Annotated in this window: 15 protein-coding genes; 13 read left to right on the top strand and 2 right to left on the bottom strand. The window is 59.0% G+C overall.

Annotated elements, in window-relative coordinates; translation table 11 throughout:
• The first annotated feature begins 291 nt into the window (after window positions 1-291).
• From ACRRSD_RS16440 to ACRRSD_RS16475, 8 genes are all read left to right on the top strand, one after another.
• Window positions 292-873 carry an alpha/beta hydrolase gene (locus tag ACRRSD_RS16440; RefSeq protein WP_095047070.1) on the top strand — a complete coding sequence of 194 codons (582 nt, stop codon included), beginning with the start codon at window positions 292-294 and terminating at the stop codon, window positions 871-873.
• A gap of 53 nt (window positions 874-926) precedes the next feature.
• Window positions 927-1,859: a sigma 54-interacting transcriptional regulator gene (locus ACRRSD_RS16445; RefSeq protein ID WP_435034308.1), complete on the top strand. Its 933-nt coding sequence runs from the start codon at window positions 927-929 to the stop codon at window positions 1,857-1,859.
• Window positions 1,860-2,025: 166 nt separating this feature from the next.
• Window positions 2,026-2,823: a MetQ/NlpA family ABC transporter substrate-binding protein gene (locus ACRRSD_RS16450; protein ID WP_007918708.1), complete on the top strand. Its 798-nt coding sequence runs from the start codon at window positions 2,026-2,028 to the stop codon at window positions 2,821-2,823.
• Between the two features lie 179 nt (window positions 2,824-3,002).
• Window positions 3,003-4,144, top strand: a protein-coding gene (locus tag ACRRSD_RS16455) for an IS3 family transposase (protein ID WP_435034309.1) whose coding sequence is annotated in 2 segments (ribosomal slippage) — window positions 3,003-3,264 and window positions 3,264-4,144 — 1,143 coding nt in all. Because the reading frame shifts where the segments join, the coding sequence is not laid out codon by codon here.
• A 741-nt stretch (window positions 4,145-4,885) separates the two neighbouring features.
• Window positions 4,886-5,551, top strand: coding sequence for an amino acid ABC transporter permease (locus ACRRSD_RS16460; RefSeq protein WP_064389013.1), 666 nt, complete (start codon window positions 4,886-4,888; stop codon window positions 5,549-5,551).
• Window positions 5,532-6,191, top strand: a complete 660-nt coding sequence (locus ACRRSD_RS16465; protein ID WP_007918714.1) for an amino acid ABC transporter permease — start codon at window positions 5,532-5,534, stop codon at window positions 6,189-6,191. Before ACRRSD_RS16460 ends, ACRRSD_RS16465 begins: the two co-directional genes overlap by 20 nt.
• Window positions 6,188-6,970 (top strand): amino acid ABC transporter ATP-binding protein, encoded by a 783-nt coding sequence (locus tag ACRRSD_RS16470; RefSeq protein WP_435034310.1) that lies wholly within the window; start codon window positions 6,188-6,190, stop codon window positions 6,968-6,970. The genes ACRRSD_RS16465 and ACRRSD_RS16470 overlap by 4 nt, the downstream gene beginning before the upstream one ends.
• Complete coding sequence (locus tag ACRRSD_RS16475) at window positions 6,967-7,839, top strand: transporter substrate-binding domain-containing protein (RefSeq protein WP_435034311.1); 873 nt, start codon at window positions 6,967-6,969, stop codon at window positions 7,837-7,839. Before ACRRSD_RS16470 ends, ACRRSD_RS16475 begins: the two co-directional genes overlap by 4 nt.
• 1,067 nt (window positions 7,840-8,906) lie before the next feature.
• Here the strand turns inward: ACRRSD_RS16475 and ACRRSD_RS16480 are convergent.
• Window positions 8,907-10,103 (bottom strand): AAA family ATPase, encoded by a 1,197-nt coding sequence (locus ACRRSD_RS16480; RefSeq protein ID WP_435034312.1) that lies wholly within the window; start codon window positions 10,101-10,103, stop codon window positions 8,907-8,909.
• A gap of 193 nt (window positions 10,104-10,296) precedes the next feature.
• On the opposite strand from ACRRSD_RS16480, the gene ACRRSD_RS16485 reads away from it, so the two are divergent.
• The 4 genes from ACRRSD_RS16485 (at window position 10,297) to ACRRSD_RS16500 (ending at window position 17,866) form a co-directional block, all read left to right on the top strand.
• Entirely contained in the window at window positions 10,297-11,400 is a 1,104-nt protein-coding gene (locus tag ACRRSD_RS16485; RefSeq protein WP_435034313.1) for an efflux RND transporter periplasmic adaptor subunit, read from the top strand.
• Window positions 11,397-12,461: an efflux RND transporter periplasmic adaptor subunit gene (locus ACRRSD_RS16490; protein ID WP_435034314.1), complete on the top strand. Its 1,065-nt coding sequence runs from the start codon at window positions 11,397-11,399 to the stop codon at window positions 12,459-12,461. Before ACRRSD_RS16485 ends, ACRRSD_RS16490 begins: the two co-directional genes overlap by 4 nt.
• On the top strand, window positions 12,458-15,523 hold the full coding sequence (locus tag ACRRSD_RS16495; protein WP_435034315.1) for an efflux RND transporter permease subunit: 3,066 nt from the start codon (window positions 12,458-12,460) through the stop codon (window positions 15,521-15,523). The genes ACRRSD_RS16490 and ACRRSD_RS16495 overlap by 4 nt, the downstream gene beginning before the upstream one ends.
• A gap of 90 nt (window positions 15,524-15,613) precedes the next feature.
• Entirely contained in the window at window positions 15,614-17,866 is a 2,253-nt protein-coding gene (locus ACRRSD_RS16500) for a glycoside hydrolase (protein ID WP_435034316.1), read from the top strand.
• A gap of 1 nt (window position 17,867) precedes the next feature.
• On the opposite strand, the gene ACRRSD_RS16505 is transcribed toward ACRRSD_RS16500, so the two are convergent.
• Window positions 17,868-18,494 carry a class I SAM-dependent methyltransferase gene (locus ACRRSD_RS16505; RefSeq protein WP_150794211.1) on the bottom strand — a complete coding sequence of 209 codons (627 nt, stop codon included), beginning with the start codon at window positions 18,492-18,494 and terminating at the stop codon, window positions 17,868-17,870.
• A gap of 295 nt (window positions 18,495-18,789) precedes the next feature.
• Here ACRRSD_RS16505 and ACRRSD_RS16510 point away from each other — a divergent pair, with 295 nt between their 5' ends.
• On the top strand, window positions 18,790-20,136 hold the full coding sequence (locus tag ACRRSD_RS16510; RefSeq protein ID WP_435034317.1) for a hypothetical protein: 1,347 nt from the start codon (window positions 18,790-18,792) through the stop codon (window positions 20,134-20,136).
• The last annotated feature ends 45 nt before the right edge of the window (window positions 20,137-20,181 follow it).

The following is a 20,181-nucleotide window of genomic DNA, read 5'->3' on the forward strand; positions in this document are numbered from 1 at the left end:
CTCCCGAAACGTCGGACCGCCCAGAGGGAGAGGGGACTGACCGCGTTGTTTGGCCGCTATACGCCGACCTGAAATACCCAGTCGAACTCCGGATTTGAAAGGCCAGGTGATCGGCTCCCTTCCCCCTCGCCCCCTTGGGGGAGAGGGTTGGGGTGAGGGGGAAAAGATTTCAAGCCATGCACACATCGCATATTCATTTCAGATCTTAATAAATAGCTTCTTATTCCTTAACGAATATAAATCCCCTCCCTATACTCGTTCAGGAACAGACACGACGCAGGAGAGCTCCCCATGCGCAACGAATCAATCCGCTACCTGATTGTGCCGGGCTGGCAAGGATCGCCGGAAGATCATTGGCAAAGCCACTGGCAAAACAGCTTGCCGAATAGCGCGCGGGTCGAGCAGGCCGATTGGCTGACGCCGCGTCGTGAAGACTGGGTGGCGGCACTGGCCGAGGCGATTGCTGCCGACAGCACGCCGGTCATCCTTATCGCCCACAGCCTCGGCTGCATCACCGTAGCCCATTGGGCGGCCACTGCACCGCTGCAATATCTGCGTCAGGTACGCGGCGCCTTGCTGGTCGCGCCAGCGGATGTCGAGCGCCCGGCCTGCGCGCCAGCCCTGCGCAACTTTGCACCGATTCCGACTGATCTGCTGCCGTTCCCGAGCCAGGTCGTCAGCTCCGACAACGATGCCGCCGTCAGCGCACCACGCGCTCTGGAGCTGGCGCGCAACTGGGGCGCCGAGGCGGGGATTCTCGCCGGTGCCGGACACATCAACGTCAAATCCGGGCATCAGCGTTGGGAGCAGGGTTTTGCTTATCTCTATCGCCTGCAAAACCGCATGGAACACCACGCTCGCCGTCGCGCCTGATTTTTTATCTTTCAACGCCCCCGTCTCCCGGCGGTTTTGGGCGGGAGTCTGCCATGAGTTTCGAAACATTCGGTCAGCCGTTGCTGACCTTTCCCGATGCGGAAAAAAGCCCCCTGAGCATTCGCGCCAAGGCGCTGGTGTTCGTCGATCCGCGTTCGCGCCAGTTGCGCGAGGAGCTGGAGCAATTGGCGCCGCGCTCGACCTCGGTATTGATCCGTGGCGAGACCGGCACGGGTAAAGAGTTGCTCGCCCGGCACATCCATCGCGCCAGTGATCGCAGCGGTTTGTTCGTTTCGGTCAATTGCGGTGCAATCAGCCCGACTTACGCCGACGCCGAGCTGTTCGGCTACGCCGCCGGCAGTTACAGCGGTTCGGCCAGCAGCCGTGCAGGCTGGTTCGGTTCAGCCAATGGCGGCACCTTGTATCTGGATGAAATCGGCGACTTGCCGCTGCCGATCCAGATCAAATTGCTGGCGGCGCTGGAGAACCACGAAGTCACCCGTGTCGGTGCGCATCAGCCGAGTCCGGTGGATGTGCGCCTGGTGGCAGCAACCAGCATCGATCTGGCGCAAGCGGTGGACGCGGGGAAATTCCACGAGCGGCTCTATCACTACCTCAGCGAAGGGCAACTGGAACTGCCCGCCTTGCGCGCGCGCATTGGCGATATCCTCTCGCTGGCCGAGTACTTCCTTGGCATCTATAGCCAACGCCTCGACCTGCCTGTGCCGCTGATCAGCGAGGCGGCACAACACGTGCTCGAACAACACAGCTGGCCGGGCAACACTCGCGAGCTGGAAAACGTCATTCACTTTGCCTTGTTGGTGAGTACCGGTGACGAGATTCTGCCAGAGCACCTGAACCTGCCCGAGGTGTCTGGGCCGCAACTTCAGATCGAACGGCTTGTAGCGCAAATCAACATTGGCGGCAGCGTCAATGAGCGTAAGGCGTTGAAAGATTTACTGATTAATCTGAGCGAGGCTTTGTAACCGATTCGTTCAACATGAACAAAATGGAATATGAAGCTGAATAAACGTTATTGTCCGGGAATAAAAAATCCCGGTATTGTCCGACCCACGCCAGCGATATCACTTCACTGGCACACGTATTAATGCCGTCGTCGATGACGACCGTGATTTTCGATAAGGACACTGCATGAAAAAGGTTCTGTTGTTTACCGCATTGGCGGCTGCTCTGACTGCTTCTCTGGCCAATGCCGGCGAGAAACTGGTGGTTGCTGCGACTCCGGTGCCGCACGCTGAAATCCTTGAGCTGATCAAACCGACCCTCGCCAAAGAAGGCGTGGATCTGGAAATCAAAGTCTTCACCGACTACGTTCAGCCGAACGTACAGGTCGGCGAGAAGCGTCTGGACGCCAACTACTTCCAGACCCTGCCGTACCTGAACAGCTTCAACCAGGGCAAATACAAGGACGACAAGTCCAAGTACCTGGTGACCGTGCAGGGCGTGCACGTTGAACCGTTCGGTGGTTACTCGAGCAAGTACAAGACCCTGGCTGAACTGCCGGACGGCGCGACCATCGCGATCCCGAACGAAGGCAGCAACAGCGGCCGTGCGCTGATCCTGCTGCAGAAGGCTGGCCTGATCGAGCTCAAAGATCCGAAAAACGCTCTGGCAACGCCGAAAGACATCGCTAAGAACCCGCACAACTTCAAGTTCAAGGAACTGGAATCGGCCTTGCTGCCACGCGTTCTGAAAGAAGTTGATCTGGACATGATCAACACCAACTACGCGCTGGAAGCCAAACTGAACCCGCAGAAAGATGCGCTGGTGATTGAAGGCGCTGACTCGCCGTACGTGAACTTCCTGGTGGCCCGTGAGGACAACAAGAACAGCGACGCGATCCAGAAACTGGCCAAAGCCCTGACCAGCCCGGAAGTCAAAGCGTTCATCGAGAAGAAGTACAACGGCGCGGTACTGCCGGCGTTCTGATCTGACGCTTGAATGAACCCCTTCAAGGTGTGAAAACGCCGATGGCCAGTGATGGGCATCGGCGTTTTTGTGTGTGCGTTGGAAAAGCCCCTCACCCTAACCCTCCCGAAACTGATCTGGCTTAATGATTCTGGACACCCCTAAAGGGCGGTAATCTACGCCCAACGACGAGGTGTGATTTGACCAGACGCTATTTTTCGACAGATTTCAAACGGGACGCGGCTTGCCTGGTTTTGGATAAAGACTATTCGGTGAGCGAAGCCTGTGAAGCAATGGGCGTGGGCCCTACAGCTCTGCGCCGCTGGGTTGAGCAACTGCGTGCGGAGCGCAGCGGCAAGACGCCTGAGAAGTCCAAGGCCATGACCGTTGACCAACAACGCATTCAGGAGCTGGAAACAACAATCCGACGGATTGAGCGCGAAAAGGAAATTTTAAAAAAGGCTACAGCTCTCTTGATGTCGGATTCCCTCGATCGGTAAGGCTGGTCGAGGAGTTAAGCGAGCAATATCCAAGATCCGAGTTGTGCGTCGTATTTGGAATCAGCCGCAGCAGTTATTACGAGCGTCTGAAACAGCGGGCGAAAGTGGATGTCGAGCGCGATCGCCTAAAGATCAAGGCTGCTGAATTACATGAGCAAAGTCGCGGCTCAATGGGCGCGCGCAGCCTGTCAAAAGCGCTGTGTAACGAAAAAGAGTCGGTAGGTCGTTACATGGCTCGTAGCCTGATGCGCGAGCTCGGTTTGAAGAGCCAGCAACGGCGCAGGCATCGTTACAAACCTAGCGGCGCGGAGGCTCAATACGCCCCCAATCATCTGGAGCGTAAATTCAATGTCGAGGCCCCCAATCGAGTGTGGTGTGGCGACGTGACTTACATTTGGGCCGGTACTTACTGGGTTTATCTGGCTGCTGTACTTGATCTGCATGCCCGCCGCATCGTCGGCTGGGCGATGTCCAGAAGTCCGGATTCAGCTCTGACCTGTCGAGCGTTAAAGATGGCTTTCGAGTCGCGAGGACGCCCTGAAAACCTAATGTTCCATTCGGATCAGGGCTGTCATTACAGCAGTAAAATGTTTCGTGAAACGCTGGCGGACATGCGCATAAAACAAAGCATGAGTCGACGAGGAAACTGCTGGGATAACGCCCCGATGGAGCGTTTCTTTGGCAGTTTGAAATCTGAATGGATACCCAAGGCTGGCTACCGAAACGAAGATGAGGCCAGTACCGATGTGTTGCGCTACCTGACCCATTATTACAATCGGATCAGGCTGCACAGTTACAACGGATATCGGACTCCGGTAGCAATGGAAGCCTTGGCAGCATGAGAAATGACCTAAACCCTATAACTTTGTCCAGTATCGTTTGACCAGATCAAACGTCGGACCGCCCAAAGGGAGAGGGGACTGATCGGGGGATGCTGTAGAAGTACGCCGTCGTGAAAGATCTCTGCCGAATCCATAATCGACACGGTCTGTCAGGTCGATGTATGACGAAAGACACCTCGGTCGCCCCCTCTCCCAGAGGGAAAGGGGACTGATCGGGGGATGCTGTAGAGGTATGCCGACGTGAAAGATCTCTGCCGAATCCATAATCGACTCGATCTTTCAGGTCGATGTAAATCGCCATACACCTCGGTCGGCCCCCTCTCCCTCCGGGAGAGGGCTGGGGTGAGGGTGCTGTTGATCCTGATCTCAGGCCACTTGGGCCTTCAACGCCCTTCGCAACGCCACCAACAATTTCACAATCTCCTGCGGATCCAGTCGCTGCGGCACTTTTACGTCCATGTTCTCTTCCTTGTTATGGGTTTGGCCGGGGGAGTCTGGCCAAAAGCTGTTCATCCTTGGAGGGCTTTCGTGAAAAAAAGATCCGTCCTACAGCGCAAAGGAAAATAGCCTTCTTATTCCTTCCCGGCAAACCCACAGGATAGTTTTTTGGGTGATATCAATATGCTTTAACGGTATTTAAATTCTTGTTTTTATACCTATAAAGTCGGTACTTGCCGGACAGCCATCCGCTGTCCACGGACTGCACCACCGTCGCTTACCGAGCGGCGTCCAGGACGTTTCATGACTTTCGATTACGCATTTATCCTCAGCACCCTGCCGGCGTTTCTCAAAGCCGTGGGCGTGACGCTGCAGGTGGGTTTTATCGCCATTGGCACCTCGTTGCTGGTGGCGCTGATCAACGCGACGATTCTGGTGTTCCGCACGCCATACCTGCAAAAACTGGTCGGCCTGTATGTGGAACTGGCGCGCAACACACCACTGCTGATTCAGTTGTTTTTCGTCTACTTCGCCTTGCCGGCCGTGGGGATCCAGGTTTCCGGTTTCACCGCCGCGATCATCACCATGACCTTCCTCGGCGGCGCCTACCTCACTGAAGTGCTGCGCGCCGGCGTCGATGCAGTGCCGCAGGCGCAACTGGAATCGGGGCGGTCGATTGGCCTGTCCCACGGCCAATTGCTGCGCTACGTGATCCTGCCGCAAGCGGGGATCCTCAGCCTGCCGTCGCTGTTCGCCAATTTCATTTTCCTGCTCAAGGAAACCACCGTGGTCTCGGCGGTGGCGGTGCCGGAAATTCTCTACACCACCAAGAGCTACATCGCGCTCTATTACAAAACCTACGAAATGCTCGCCGTGCTGACATTGATCTGCGTGCTGCTATTCCTGCCGCTGTCGCTGTTGCTCAGCCGTCTGGAAAGGAGGCTCCAGCATGGCCAGTTCGGGTCTTGAACTACTCTGGGTGTCCTTGCCGCAACTGGCGAAAGGCGCTGGGCAAACCCTGTCGATCTCGTTTCTGAGCATTGCCATCAGCACTGTCGGCGGCGTGCTTTACGGCGTGTTGCGCACGCTCAACGTGACGTGGCTGAACGCGATCCTGCGGGTGTATCTGGAGCTGTTCCGGGCGATTCCGGTGCTGGTCTGGTTGTACCTGTTGTTCTTCGGCTTGCCGATTTTCTTCGGTCTGAGCATTCCGAGCTTCTGGTGCGCTGTGCTGGTGCTGTCGTTGTGGGGCGCCAGCGAGGTGGGCGAAGTGGCGCGTGGTGCTTTGCATTCGTTGCCGCGCGGACAGCGTGAAGCAGGCCTGTCGATTGGCCTGAACGCCGCGCAACTCTACGGCTACGTGCTGCTGCCACAAGCGCTGAAGCGCATGACGCCACCGACCATCAACGTCTACACGCGGATCATCAAGACCAGTTCGCTGGCGGTGCTGATCGGTGTTGTCGATGTGATCAAGGTCGGCCAGCAGATCATCGAACGCACCTACGAATCGGTGCTGATCTACGGCGCGTTGTTCCTGTTTTTCTTTTTCATCTGCTACCCGCTTTCGGCCGCCTCGCGCGTGCTGGAGCGACGCTGGACGCAAGCATGAGCGCACTGATCGAGTTTCACGGCTTCAACAAATTCTATGGCGAGCAGCAAGTGCTCAACGGCATCGACCTGCAAGTGCAGAGCGGCGAAGTGATCGTCATCCTCGGCCCCAGCGGCTGCGGCAAAAGTACCTTATTGCGTTGCCTCAATGGCCTGGAAGAGGCGCACAGCGGCAGCCTGAAATTTGTCGGCCGTGAGCTGCTGGACAAGGCCATCGACTGGCGTGAAATCCGTCAGCAAATCGGCATGGTGTTCCAGAGTTATCACCTGTTCCCGCACATGAGCGTGCTCGACAATCTGCTGCTCGGCCCGCTCAAGGTGCAGAAGCGTCAGCGCCGCGAAGCGCAGCAGCAAGCCGAAGCGCTGCTCGAACGCGTGGGACTTCTGGACAAGCGCGATGCCTTCCCGCGTCAGCTCTCCGGCGGGCAGCAGCAACGCATCGCCATCGTTCGTTCTCTGTGCATGAACCCACGGGTGATGCTCTTCGACGAAGTCACTGCCGCCCTCGACCCGGAGATGGTCAAGGAGGTTTTGCAGGTCATTCAGGGCCTGGCCCGCGAAGGCATGACCCTGTTGATCGTCACCCATGAAATGGCCTTCGCCCGCGCGGTGGCCGACCGCATTGTGTTCATGGATGCCGGGCGCATCCTTGAACAGAACCCGCCCGAGATTTTCTTTACGAACCCGCAAACCGCACGCGCGCAGCAGTTTCTGGAGAAGTTCTCCTTCGTGGCAACACTGCCAAAAACGAGTCCGACAAAGGAACTGGAACTGTTATGAAAACTGCCGCTTTTTTACTGCCCCTGCTCAGCCTCGCCTTGCTCGCCGGTTGCAGCAAAACCGAAGAACCGCCAAAGCCGAAAGTCGCCAGCGAACGCTCCGCGCCGGCCGGTTACCTGGACAAGATCAAGGCTCGCGACAAACTGATCGTCGGCGTCTTTACCGACAAGCCGCCATTTGGGTTTGTCGATGAGGCTGGGCGCTACGTCGGCTTCGATACCGACATTGGCCGCCGTTTCGCCAAGGATCTGCTCGGTGATGAAAACAAGGTCGAGTTCGTCGCCGTCGAGCCGGCAAGCCGTATCCCGTTCCTGCAAAGCGACAAGGTCGACCTGATTCTCGCCAACATGACCGTGACCCCGGAGCGCAAGGAAGCGGTGGAATTCACCAACCCGAACCTCAAGGTTGCGGTGCAGGCGCTGGTGCCGCAAAGCAGCTCGGTGAAAAACCTTGATGATCTGGCGACCCGCACCACCATCGTCACCACCGGCACCACTGCCGATATCTGGCTGACCAAGAATCACCCGGACTGGAAACTGCTGAAGTTCGAGAAAAACTCCGAGTCGCTGCAAGCCTTGGCCAACGGTCGTGGTGATGCCTATGCGCAGGACAATCTGGTGCTGTTCAGCTGGGCCAAGCAGAACCCGGGTTATCGCGTCCTGGATGACAAATTGGGAGCAGAAGCGCCGATTGCGCCGGCGGTGAAGAAGGGCAATATCGAGCTGCGTGACTGGGTGAATACAGAGCTGGCCAAGCTGGGTGAGGAGAAGTATTTGCTCAAGCTGTATGACCAATATGTGCGTAAAGAGCTGAGCGATGACACCAAGCCTGAGAGTGTGATTGTCGAGGGCGGCAAGTGGCAGGGGTGATTGCCTGTCAGGTCGGTGGTGAGGCCTGCCCCTCACCCCAGCCCTCTCCCGAGGGAGAGGGAGCCGACCGAGTTGTCCTGCATCGGACATCGACCTGACAAACCGAATCGATTATGGATTCACAGAGTCATTTTCAGGTCGGCGCCACTCTTGAGCATCCATCAATCAGTCCCCCACTCCAGCCCTCTCCCGAGGGAGAGGGAGCCGACCGAGTTGTCTTGCATCGGACATCGACCTGACAAACCGAGTCGATTATGGATTCACAGAGTCATTTTCAGGTCGGCGTCACTCTTGAGCATCCTTCAATCAGTCCCTCACTCCAGCCCTCTCCCGAGGGAGAGGGAGCCGACCGAGTTGTCCTGCATCGGACATCGACCTGACAAACCGAGTCGATTATGGATTCACAGAGTCATTTTCAGGTCGGCGTCACTCTTGAGCATCCTTCAATCAGTCCCTCACTCCAGCCCTCTCCCGAGGGAGAGGGAGCCGACCGAGTTGTCCTGCATCGGACATCGACCTGACAAACCGAATCGATTATGGATTCACAGAGTCATTTTCAGGTCGGCGCCACTCTTGAGCATCCATCAATCAGTCCCCCACTCCAGCCCTCTCCCGAGGGAGAGGGAGCCGACCGAGTTGTCCTGCATCGGACATCGACCTGACAAACCGAATCGATTATGGATTCACAGAGTCATTTTCAGGTCGGCGTCACTCTTGAGCATCCTTCAATCAGTCCCTCACTCCAGCCCTCTCCCGAGGGAGAGGGAGCCGACCGAGTTGTCCTGCATCGGACATCGACCTGACAAACCGAATCGATTATGGATTCACAGAGTCATTTTCAGGTCGGCGCCACTCTTGAGCATCCATCAATCAGTCCCCCACTCCAGCCCTCTCCCGAGGGAGAGGGAGCCGACCGAGTTGTCTTGCATCGGACATCGACCTGACAAACCGAGTCGATTATGGATTCACAGAGTCATTTTCAGGTCGGCGTCACTCTTGAGCATCCCCCAATCAGTCCCCTCTCCCTCTGGGAGAGGGTTAGGGTGAGGGGCTTTTGGCTGGAACGCTCAATCCGGCCAATGCCACGCCGGCTCATCCAGCATCCGCTGCCCGACAATCCCGGTCTGCCCCAGTGTCTTCTCCAGCACGATGCAATTGCACTCGGGATCTTCCTGCAACGCCGAAATCAGCCGCCGCGCATGGGACACCACCCACACCTGACACTGCTCCGAAGCGTGAATAATCAATCGCGCCAACGCTGGCAACAGATCCGGGTGCAAACTGGTTTCCGGTTCGTTCAGCACCATCAGCGACGGCGGTCGCGGCGTCAGCAGCGCTGCGACCAGTAGCAGATAGCGCAACGTCCCGTCCGACAGCTCCGCCGCCGATAACGGCCGCAACAAGCCTTCCTGATAAAACTCGATGGCAAACCTGCCACCGGCCTGCGCTTCGATATGCACCCGTGCGCCCGGAAACGCATCAGTAATCGCCGCACGCATGGCGTCGCCGTCACCAATCTCGATGATGGTCTGCAAAGCCGCCGCCAAATCCCGCCCATCGTGATGCAGCACCGGAGTGCGCGTGCCCAATTGCGGTTGGCGCACCGGCGCATCGGCATCGCTGCGAAAGTGATCATAAAAACGCCAGCGACGGATGAACTCGCGCATCTGAAACACCTCCGGCGAGCTACGCAGGCTGCCGACCTGATCGAACAGACTGTCGAAGTTTGGCGTGTGTTGCGCCAGCACATCCCATTTGCGCTCGGCGCGAGCGCGGATCATCGGACCATCGCGATCAACCAGCAGGCTGGCAGGACGGTAATGCGGGCCGGCCCAGATGCATTCGCGCTTGATCTGCGGGTCGAGGCTGAAGCGCGAGGGAATCGGCCGAGAGTGCTCGGGCAGCATGAAATGCCCGTTGGAGTCGGGCAGGCCGAGGCTGATCGAGTAACTGAAATCTTCCCCGGCGAACCCCAGGCGCAGGCGCTTCACGCCTTGGCGTACGGTCGACTGGATCGGTACTTCACCGTTACGCATGCGCCGGCTGATGGTTTCCGGTCCGGCCCAGAAGGTCGAATCCAGTCCACCCTCCCGCGCCAGCGCATTGACCACACCGCCCTGCGCGGTTTCCGCCAACAGGCGCAAGGCGCGGTAGAGGTTGGACTTGCCGCTGCCGTTGGGGCCAGTGATCAGGTTAAGCCGGCCCAGCGGGATCACCAATTTGTTGATCGAACGGTAATTGGCCACCGCGAGAGTATTGAGCATGGAATTCCTTCTCTTTAGACGCCCATTGCAGGAGCTGCCGAAGGCTCGGGCCGCTGTTTTTAAAAGATCAAAAGATCGCAGCCTACGGTAGCTCCTGCAGGAAATATGAGGGACGAACGGGCGAACGTTGAACCCTGTTCTAAGCTCACAGTCGTATCGTCACTTGCACGTTCGTACACAGGAAGGAGTCTGCATGGCGAGTCCCGGTTTGAAAACAGCGGTCATGCTGAGTCTGTTCACCTTGTTGACCGCATGCGGCGAGAAAAAAGCCCCTGAGGAATACCTGCCAAGGGTCTTTGTTCAGGAAGTGAAGCCCACGGATTATGCGGCGTCGGTGACGCTCACAGGTGACGTGCAGGCGCGCGTGCAGACCGAATTGTCGTTCCGCGTCGGCGGCAAGATCATTCAGCGCATGGTCGACGTCGGCGACCGGGTCACCGCCAAACAGGTGCTGGCCAAACTCGATCCCAAGGATTTGCAGACCAACGTCGACTCCGCCCAGGCCCAGGTAGTCGCCGAACAAGCCCGGGTCAAACAGAGCGCCGCGGCGTTCGTGCGCCAGCAAAAACTCCTGCCCAAGGGTTATACCAGCCAGAGCGAATACGATTCCGCCCAAGCCGCGTTGCGCAGCAGCCAGAGCGCCTTGAGCGCGGCGCAGGCGCAATTGGCCAACGCCAAGGATCAACTCAGTTACACCGCGCTGATCGCCGATGCGCCGGGCGTGATCACTGAGCGCCAGGCCGAAGTCGGCCAAGTGGTCCAGGCCACCGCGCCGATTTTCAGCCTGGCCCGCGATGGTGATCGCGATGCGGTGTTCAACGTGTACGAATCACTGCTCGCCGAGCGTCCCACGGACAACAAGATCACTGTCAGCCTGCTCGACAACCCCGAGATCAAAACCACCGGCACCGTGCGCGAAGTCACCCCGGCGGTGTCGGCGCAATCCGGTACCGTGCAGGTCAAAGTCACCCTCGACAAACTGCCGCCGGGCATGCAGCTCGGCTCGGTGGTCAGCGCTACGGCGAAAGGTTCGGGCAAATCGGCAGTCGAGCTGCCGTGGTCAGCATTGACGAAAAACATCAGCGATACCGCGGTGTGGATGGTCGACGACAATGGCGAAGCGCAATTGCACACCGTCACGGTAGGCCGTTACCTGACCGGCAAAGTCATCATCAGCGAAGGCCTCAAGGCTGGCGAGAAAGTCATCGTCGCCGGTGGACAGTTGTTGCACCCGGGGATGAAAGTCGAGATTGCCGAAAACACCTACAAGGATCTGCAACCGGGAGCACAGCCATGAAGCGTCTGTGGCTGTTACCCATGGCTGTGTTGTTGGCCGCGTGCTCGAAGAAAGAGCCGCCGCCCGAGCCGGTACGTCCGGTGCTGTCGGTCAAGGTCGAAGCGTTGAGCGAGGAAAACCTCGGGCGTTTCGCCGGCAGTATTCAGGCGCGCTACGAGAGCAACACCGGTTTTCGCGTCGGTGGACGCATCGCCAGCCGCAACGTCGATGTCGGTACCGAAGTGGAGAAGGGCACGCTGCTCGCCACTCTCGACCCGTCCGACCAGCAGAACCAGTTGCGCTCGGCCCAGGGCGACCTGGCAAAAGTCCAGGCACAACTGATCAACGCGCAAGCCAACGCGCGCCGTCAGCAGGCGCTGTTTGATCGTGGCGTCGGTGCGCAGGCACAACTGGACGTTGCCACCACCGACCTGAAAACCACGCAAGCCTCGCTGGATCAGGCTCGCGCGGCAGTCAACCAAAGCAAGGACCAACTCGGCTACACAGAGTTGCGTTCCGACCATAAAGCCGTCGTCACGGCGTGGAACGCCGAAGCCGGGCAGGTCGTCACCGCTGGCCAGCAAGTGGTGACGCTAGCGCAGCCGGATATCAAGGAAGCGGTGATTGATCTGCCGGATACATTGGTCGATCAGATTCCCAGCGACGTGGTGTTTTCGGTGGCCGCGCAACTTGACCCGAGCATCAACACAACAGCGATCATCCGCGAGATCGAACCACAGGCGCAAAGCGCTACGCGCACCCGACGGGCCCGCCTGACCCTGGCCGATACGCCGGACGGTTTCCGCCTCGGCACGGCGATCAGCGTGACCCTCAGTTCGGCAATCAAACCGCGCATCGAATTGCCTGTCACCGCACTCCAGGAGGTCGATGGCAAATCGCGCATCTGGGTGATCGACACGCAAAACAAAACCGTCAGCCCCCGTGACGTCAGTGTGATCAGCCGCACTGACAGCAGCGTGGTACTCGCCGGCGGCGTGAAGAACGGCGAGCGTGTGGTCAGCGCCGGCGTCAACAGTCTCAAACCCGGGCAACCCGTGAAACTTGATGAGGACAGTCAATGAAAGGCTCTTTCAACCTCTCCGAATGGGCCCTCAAGCATCAGTCTTTCGTCTGGTACCTGATGTTCGTCGCATTGCTGATGGGCGTGTTCTCGTACTTCAATCTGGGGCGCGAAGAAGACCCGTCGTTCACCATCAAGACCATGGTGATCCAGACCAAATGGCCGGGCGCGACCCAAGAGGAAACCCTCAAGCAGGTCACCGACCGCATCGAGAAAAAACTCGAAGAACTCGACTCCCTCGACTACGTGAAAAGCTACACCCGCCCCGGCGAATCGACGGTGTACGTGTACCTGCGCGACACCACCAGTGCCAAGGACATCCCGGAAATCTGGTATCAGGTGCGCAAAAAGATCGATGACATTCGCGGGCAGTTTCCCCAAGGCATTCAAGGCCCGGGATTTAACGACGAGTTCGGCGATGTGTACGGTTCGGTCTACGCCTTCACTGCTGACGGCCTGACGATGCGCCAGCTGCGCGACTACGTCGAACAGGCCCGCGCCGAGATCCGTAATGTGCCGGGGCTGGGCAAGATCGAAATGGTCGGCCAGCAGGACGAAGTGATTTACCTGAACTTTTCCACACGCAAACTGGCTGCGCTGGGCATCGACCAGCGCCAGGTGGTGGACAGTCTGCAATCGCAGAACGCCGTGACCCCGGCGGGTGTGATCGAGGCGGGTCCCGAGCGGATTTCCGTGCGCACCTCGGGGCAGTTCGCCTCGGAGAAGGATCTGGCCGAGGTCAATCTCAAGCTCAATGACCGCTTCTATCGTCTGGCCGACATCGCCGAGATCAGCCGTGGTTACGTCGACCCGGCTACCCCGGAATTCCGCTTCGACGGCAAACCGGCGATCGGTCTGGCCATTGCCATGCAAAAGGGCGGCAACGTTCAGGAGTTCGGCAAGGCCCTGCACAAACGCATCGATGAATTGACGGCGGACTTGCCGGTTGGCGTTGGCGTGCACACCGTTTCCGATCAGGCTGTGGTGGTGGAAGAGGCCGTTGGCGGCTTCACCAGCGCGCTGTTCGAAGCGGTGATCATCGTGCTGGTGGTGAGTTTTATCAGCCTCGGCGTGCGCGCCGGTCTGGTGGTGGCGTGCTCGATTCCGCTGGTGCTGGCGATGGTCTTTGTGTTCATGGAATACAGCGGCATCACCATGCAGCGGATTTCCCTCGGCGCCCTGATCATTGCCCTCGGCCTGTTGGTCGACGACGCGATGATCACGGTAGAGATGATGGTCACGCGCCTTGAAATGGGTGAAACCCGCGAGCAGGCAGCGACATTCGCTTACACCTCGACGGCGTTCCCAATGCTCACCGGTACGCTGGTAACCGTGGCCGGTTTCGTGCCCATTGGCCTCAATGCCAGCTCCGCCGGTGAGTACACCTTCACCCTGTTCGCGGTGATCGCCGTGGCGATGCTGGTGTCGTGGGTGGTGGCGGTGTTCTTCGCGCCGGTGATCGGTGTCCATATCCTCAGTGCCAACGTGAAACCCCATGAGGCCGAACCGGGCCGCATCGGGCGCGCGTTCAATGGTGGTCTGCTGTGGGCCATGCGCAACCGCTGGTGGGCGATCGGTATCACCGTGCTGTTGTTCGTGCTGGCGGTGTTTTGCATGCGTTTTGTGCAAAACCAGTTCTTTCCGTCCTCGGACCGTCCGGAAATTCTCGTCGACCTCAACCTGCCGCAAAACGCTTCGATCGACGAAACCCGTAAAGCTGTCGACAAGCTTGAAGCGACGCTCAAGGGCGATCCGGACATCGTGCGCTGGAGCACTTACATCGGGCAGGGCGCGATCCGTTTCTACCTGCCCCTCGATCAGCAATTACAGAACCCTTATTACGCGCAACTGGTGATCGTCAGTAAGGATTTCGAGGCCCGTGAGGCGTTGAGCCAACGCCTGCGCGAGCGCTTGCACAAAGACTTCGTCGGCATCGGCAGTTACGTGCAGGCGCTGGAAATGGGCCCGCCGGTGGGGCGTCCGATTCAGTACCGGGTCAGCGGCAAGGACATCGATCAGGTGCGCAAGCACGCCATCGACCTGGCCACCGAACTGGACAAGAACTCGCACATCGGCGAGATCATTTACGACTGGAACGAGCCGGGCAAAGTGCTGCGCATCGACATTGCTCAAGACAAGGCGCGCCAGCTCGGGCTGTCGTCCGAAGACGTGGCGAACCTGATGAACAGCATTGTCAGTGGCTCGCCGTTGACTCAGGTCGATGACGATATCTACCTGGTCAATGTGGTCGGGCGCGCGGTGGATTCCGAACGTGGCACGCCGGAAACCCTGCAGAACCTGCAGATCGTTACGCCGAGCGGTACGTCGATTCCGCTGCTGGCGTTCGCCACCGTTCGTTATGAGTTGGAGCAGCCACTGGTGTGGCGTCGTGATCGCTTGCCGACCATCACCATCAAGGCTTCGGTGCGCGACGAGATCCAGCCGACTGACCTGGTGAAAATTCTCAAGCCGTCGATCGATGCCTTCGCCGCCAAACTGCCGGTCGGCTACAAAGTCGCCACCGGCGGTACGGTCGAGGAAAGCGGCAAGGCGCAGGGGCCGATCGCCAAGGTTCTGCCATTGATGCTGTTCTTGATGGCGACGTTCCTGATGATCCAGTTGCACAGCGTGCAGAAGATGTTCCTCGTCGCGAGTGTCGCGCCGCTGGGGCTGATCGGTGTAGTGCTGGCGCTGGTGCCGACCGGCACGCCGATGGGGTTCGTGGCGATTCTGGGGATCCTGGCGTTGATCGGCATCATCATTCGTAACTCGGTGATTCTGGTGACGCAGATCGATGAGTTCGAGCAGAAAGGCTATGCGCCGTGGGATGCGGTAGTCGAGGCCACCGAGCACCGGCGCCGACCGATCCTTTTGACCGCGGCGGCGGCGAGCATGGGCATGATCCCGATTGCCCGGGAAGTGTTCTGGGGGCCGATGGCGTACGCGATGATTGGCGGGATTGTGGTGGCGACGTTGCTGACGCTACTGTTCCTGCCGGCGCTGTATGTGGCCTGGTACAAGATCCGCGAGCCGAAGAAAGACGCTTCGTCATCGACCCACTGAGTGCGTTTGTTACACCTTTGGGAACGGTCTGACTTACAACGGTGATGCCTTGCGTTACCGTCCTTCCTCCATTTAGAGGAGGGACGCCTGATGTCGACGGTCACTTGCTGGCTGCGCCAACTGCTATTAGTGGCTGGTCTGTGCCTGTCGCCCTCATCGCTGGCCGACATCCTTTTGGCGAACCCGTTGTGGCGCGTACAGCTCGACCCCGCGACCCTCGCCGTGCGAGTCATCCCGGCCAACGGCGCGACTGTGCAGGCATCGACGGGTGTCGCCGCGCATAAGGTCAGCAACCTGGTGCAGCGCGACAATCGCGTCGACTGGCAGTGGGACGATGGCGCCTGGTCAGTCAGCGTTGATCTCGCTCAACGCGACCTGAGCTTCTCGATCACCGCACGCGGCCCGTCTGAACTTGAGTTCTTGCGTCAGCCCGGCGATGCCATGGGCAAGGGCCTGATCTGGCCCTTGGCCGAGGGGCATTATGTGCCGCGCGGCGATCCGGTGTGGCAGGCGTTTCTGGTGAGTCAAGGAGCGCTCAATGCTACTCAGGATATGAGTCTGCCGGTCTGGGGCGTCGAGCATGAGGGATTCAGCCTCAGCTGGTTGCTGACCAACCCCTACAACAATCAACTGCAGTTCAGCGCTGAGGGCGATACGCTCGCTTTGTCGGTGCGGCATCAATTCACATCACTCAAGCCGTCGACACCGCTGACATTCAACCTGTTTCTGGGTGACGCCGAGCCGCTGGCCGGCGCTAAGCGCTACCGACAATGGCTGATCGACACCGGCCGTTACGAAAGCTTGAGCAGCAAGCTTGAGAAAACACCGGCATCGCGAAAGCTGTTGGGCGCCAGTCATGTCTACCTGTGGGGTAACGATCTGCTGGGGCAAAAGGATGTGCGTAACTGGCCGGCTTTGCTTGGCAAGTTACGCGGCCAGACTTACCTTGCCGGTGCGTTGCGCGGCGGGATGGACAGTGAAGCCTTGCAACTGCTCGCCACGCAGACCGTGCTCAATCGTTATCAGCAAGGCATGTTGCTGCGCAGCCTCAATCGGGCGCTGAACACTCAGGCGCGCAAAACCTGGCAAGCCCGCGCGGTGCCGGACATGCAGGCACTGGTCAACGGTTACGCCGCCCTGCGTGAGCAACTGGCCCGCGAATTCGCCGGTGCCGTGACAGCCAGGCCCGAGCACTGGGGCGACACCCTGTCGCTGGCTACCATTGAGCAATTGCAAAACGCCGGGCTGTCGCGCTTGTGGCTGGGTCTTGGCGAGGGGTGGGAGGGCGGACTCTGGCATCCCGAGGCGGTTCGAGCAGGCGTGCAGGCCGGGTATCTGCTTGCGCCTTATGATTCTTACGAGACGGCGCTGAGTCGCGATGAGAACCCTGACTGGACCACCGCGCATCTGGGTGACATGGCTTACCGTGAGTGCGCCATCGTGCTGGAAAACCGCGCGATGAAAAGCGGCTTTCAACAATCAGGTCACTACACCGACCCGCGTTGCGTGCGCCCTTTGCTGGAAAAACGAGTCAAAGCGATCAGCGTCGCCGCTGGATTCAACAGCTGGTTTCTCGATGCCTACGCCACAGGTATGTTGTTCGACAGCTACCGCGCGGACGCCCCCATGACGCAGGCGCAGAACGCCGAAGGCAACGTCGCGGCGTCGCGCTGGATCAACGAAACGCTGCAATTGCCCAGCGGCTCAGAGGATGGCAATGCGACGACAGCTCAAGGCGTGCTGTTCGCTCATGGCATGCAGACACCGGTGATCGGTTGGGGCGATACCGACATGAGTAAAAACCCGGATTCCGAATACTTTGTCGGCAAGTGGTTTCCGCCGGAGCAGCCGGCCCGGTTCTTCAAACCCGTGCCAATAAAGGAATCGTTGCGGCGCATCCACTTTGACCCGGCCAGCCGTTTGCCGCTGTATCAAGCGGTGTTCCACGGCTCGCTCATCACCAGCCATCACTGGTTGTTCGACAGCCTTAAACCGAGCAACGCAAGGGTGGAAAACGAGCTGACGCAATTGCTCTACAACGTGCCGCCGCTGTACCACCTGAGTGCGGCAACGCTGGCGCAGCGATTGCCGCTGATGGCCCGCCAGGATGCATTCTTCCGTCCGCTGCATGAACGCCTGGCGACGCAGGCGCTGACCGGTTTCCAATGGCTGAGCGAGGATCGGCAGGTGCAGCAGACTTCATTTGAAGACGACACTCGGCTGCTGGCCAACTTCGATTCAGCCCCGCGTGAAGTGGATGGCCGGACCCTGCCCGGCGAGAGCATCACGGTGCTGCTGCCGGAAGGTACCGTCAGTCACTACCGGGTACAGGCAATCCCCTGACTCAGCCTTTGCGCCAGACGCTGGCCAACCACGGCTGCTGCTCGCGCGGCAGGCCTGCGGGGCGGAAGTAGTGCTCCAGTTCGACGAATCCGGCGCGGGCAAGCAGCCCGCGCCATGCCTCCAGATCGTGATACGAGCCATAGCGCGGCCCGTTCCAGCCCTCGCGGTTATCCCCGCGCGGGTTAGAGCTGAACAGCACACCGCCCGGTTTCAAGGTATCGCGCAGCTGTTGCAAAACCCGTGGCAATTCCTGCAATGGCACATGAAACAGCACCGCGTTGGCGAAGATTCCGTCGAAGCGTTCGGCGGGTAGATCAAGCTTGAGGAAATCCTGGCACCACACTTCACAGCCACTGTCCTCACGGGCCATCCGCGCAAACTCGGGTGAGCCGTCGAGACCGACCGCGACGTGCCCCATGCGTGTAAACGTCTGCAGATCCCGTCCCGGCCCACAGCCAAAATCAAGAATCGCTAACGGCGCTACGCCCTGGATGTGCCGCAACAGCGCCTCGATGTTCTGGCTGACATCGTGATCGCGGGTGCCCTCACGGAAGTCTTCGGCCACTGAGTTGTAGTGGGCAAGGGTGGTGGCGGTGATCTGTTCCAGGTCGGTCGGAGTCTGCTTCATGGTCGGTTCGTGGTGGCAAGGACGATGGGCAGACTATAAGCGCTTTCGCGCTTTAAAAGATCGCAGCCTGCGGGCCTTGGATCTTCATTCTCCAGAAAGCACAAAACCCCGGCGCCTGTGCAATACATATGTACCGCACGCAGTAGCGCGCTGCGGGATGTAATGACGCCTGCGCGATAGACCACTGTCGCGATGTCTGCCCTGTTTTTTTATCGGGGGGGAATCACTCAGGAAAAGGATGTTCATGAGCATTGTTCGCAAACCTGGCACTACCTCGCCAACCAACCGTAACCCGGTGAACGCCACACCACTGCGGAAAAGATCCGGCAGTTCGCCATCCGGCGACGGGACTCCCGTGAAGATTTACCGTTCTGATACGGATCCAGCAAACCAGGAGGCGGGGGCGCATTTCCCCGCCGTTACGATTGCGCCGTTGCACTCTGCCCAGATCCGGCCGGTGTCTGCGCAAGTCAAAACCCTTGAACGCTACAGCTTGCGCGCGCCAGCCAACTTGCCTGCCGCCAATGCTCAAGGCCTGCGCGTGTACAAGAACCGAAAATATGTCGATATTGCCCCCGGCGAGATCGTCCTGGTTCGGGAAACCGGCACATTCGGTGAATATCGGGCATCGCTGGTCTCCGAATCGGCGGCGTTGGGCCCGGCCTTGTTTCTTGATCCGCGCAGCAAGATCTGGACACTCGAACGGCCTCAACCGTTAACCGATCCAGGCAAAGTGATTGACATCGACATTGATGAGCTCATTGGCGAGGTCAGAAGGGAGCATGCGCAAAAAAACCGGGTTCATACCGGTAGCGATGACTCGTTTGAGTACACAGCGGCACAGGAGGGCGCGCTGGTCGCCCGCGGCTTGAAGCAGTTCTCGCCGGAACAGGTGGCGATCATTCGCTCAGAACTGAAAGCGGTTGAAAACATCTTCGCTGATGCCAGCCACGCCATTGGTCTGAAATACCGGGAGGCGGATGCCGTTTACGACAGTTTCTTCGGCACCGGGCACCTCAATGTTGTGCAGCGATTCTCCGATTCTGTCGAGCGCGGTCTGGCGGTTTCCAGGGAATACCAGGGGGGTTGGGGCGCCGAGAAAATCCTCGGCGTCGATGCGCACAGCAATAGCGCGGCGTGGATGTACAAAAGCGATTTCCACGGCCGGCTGTTCATCAATCGCAAGTACATGCAGCGCGGTACATTGAGCCTGTCGTTGGGCCATGAAATGTTGCACACCAACAGAATCGACCGATTCCAGGCCATCGGGCCCAACGCCGCAGACTATTTCTATCTGGACGGTCGACTGGGCCGCTTGCTGGCCCGGGATTCGCTAGCCGTGTACGACGTTCCCGAGCGCGGCGTCTCCGAGATAATCATGCGTGGCGGTTTGACGGTCGACTATCTGAACGCGTTTTCAGACGACCACGATGCGTTCCTGTTTGCCGTCAGTGATTACTTGGGTATCGGCGACGATCTGCAACTTCAGGCGGCGGTTGACGCGTTCAATGCCAGTCCGCCGTTGCGTGCGCAGTTGGCGGTGAACAACGCTGACAGCCTGATTTGTGCGGCAAAAGCTCTGCAAGTGCTGCATCAAAACAAAAGCGAATATTCGTGGCTGGACAGCCTGGTCGAAGATTAAGGCCGGCGCCGCTTCAATTCAGCTGTTTTGAGTGTGTACCTGTTA

The sequence above is a fragment of the Pseudomonas neuropathica genome (assembly GCF_051174785.1).
GTDB lineage: Bacteria > Pseudomonadota > Gammaproteobacteria > Pseudomonadales > Pseudomonadaceae > Aquipseudomonas > Aquipseudomonas neuropathica_A.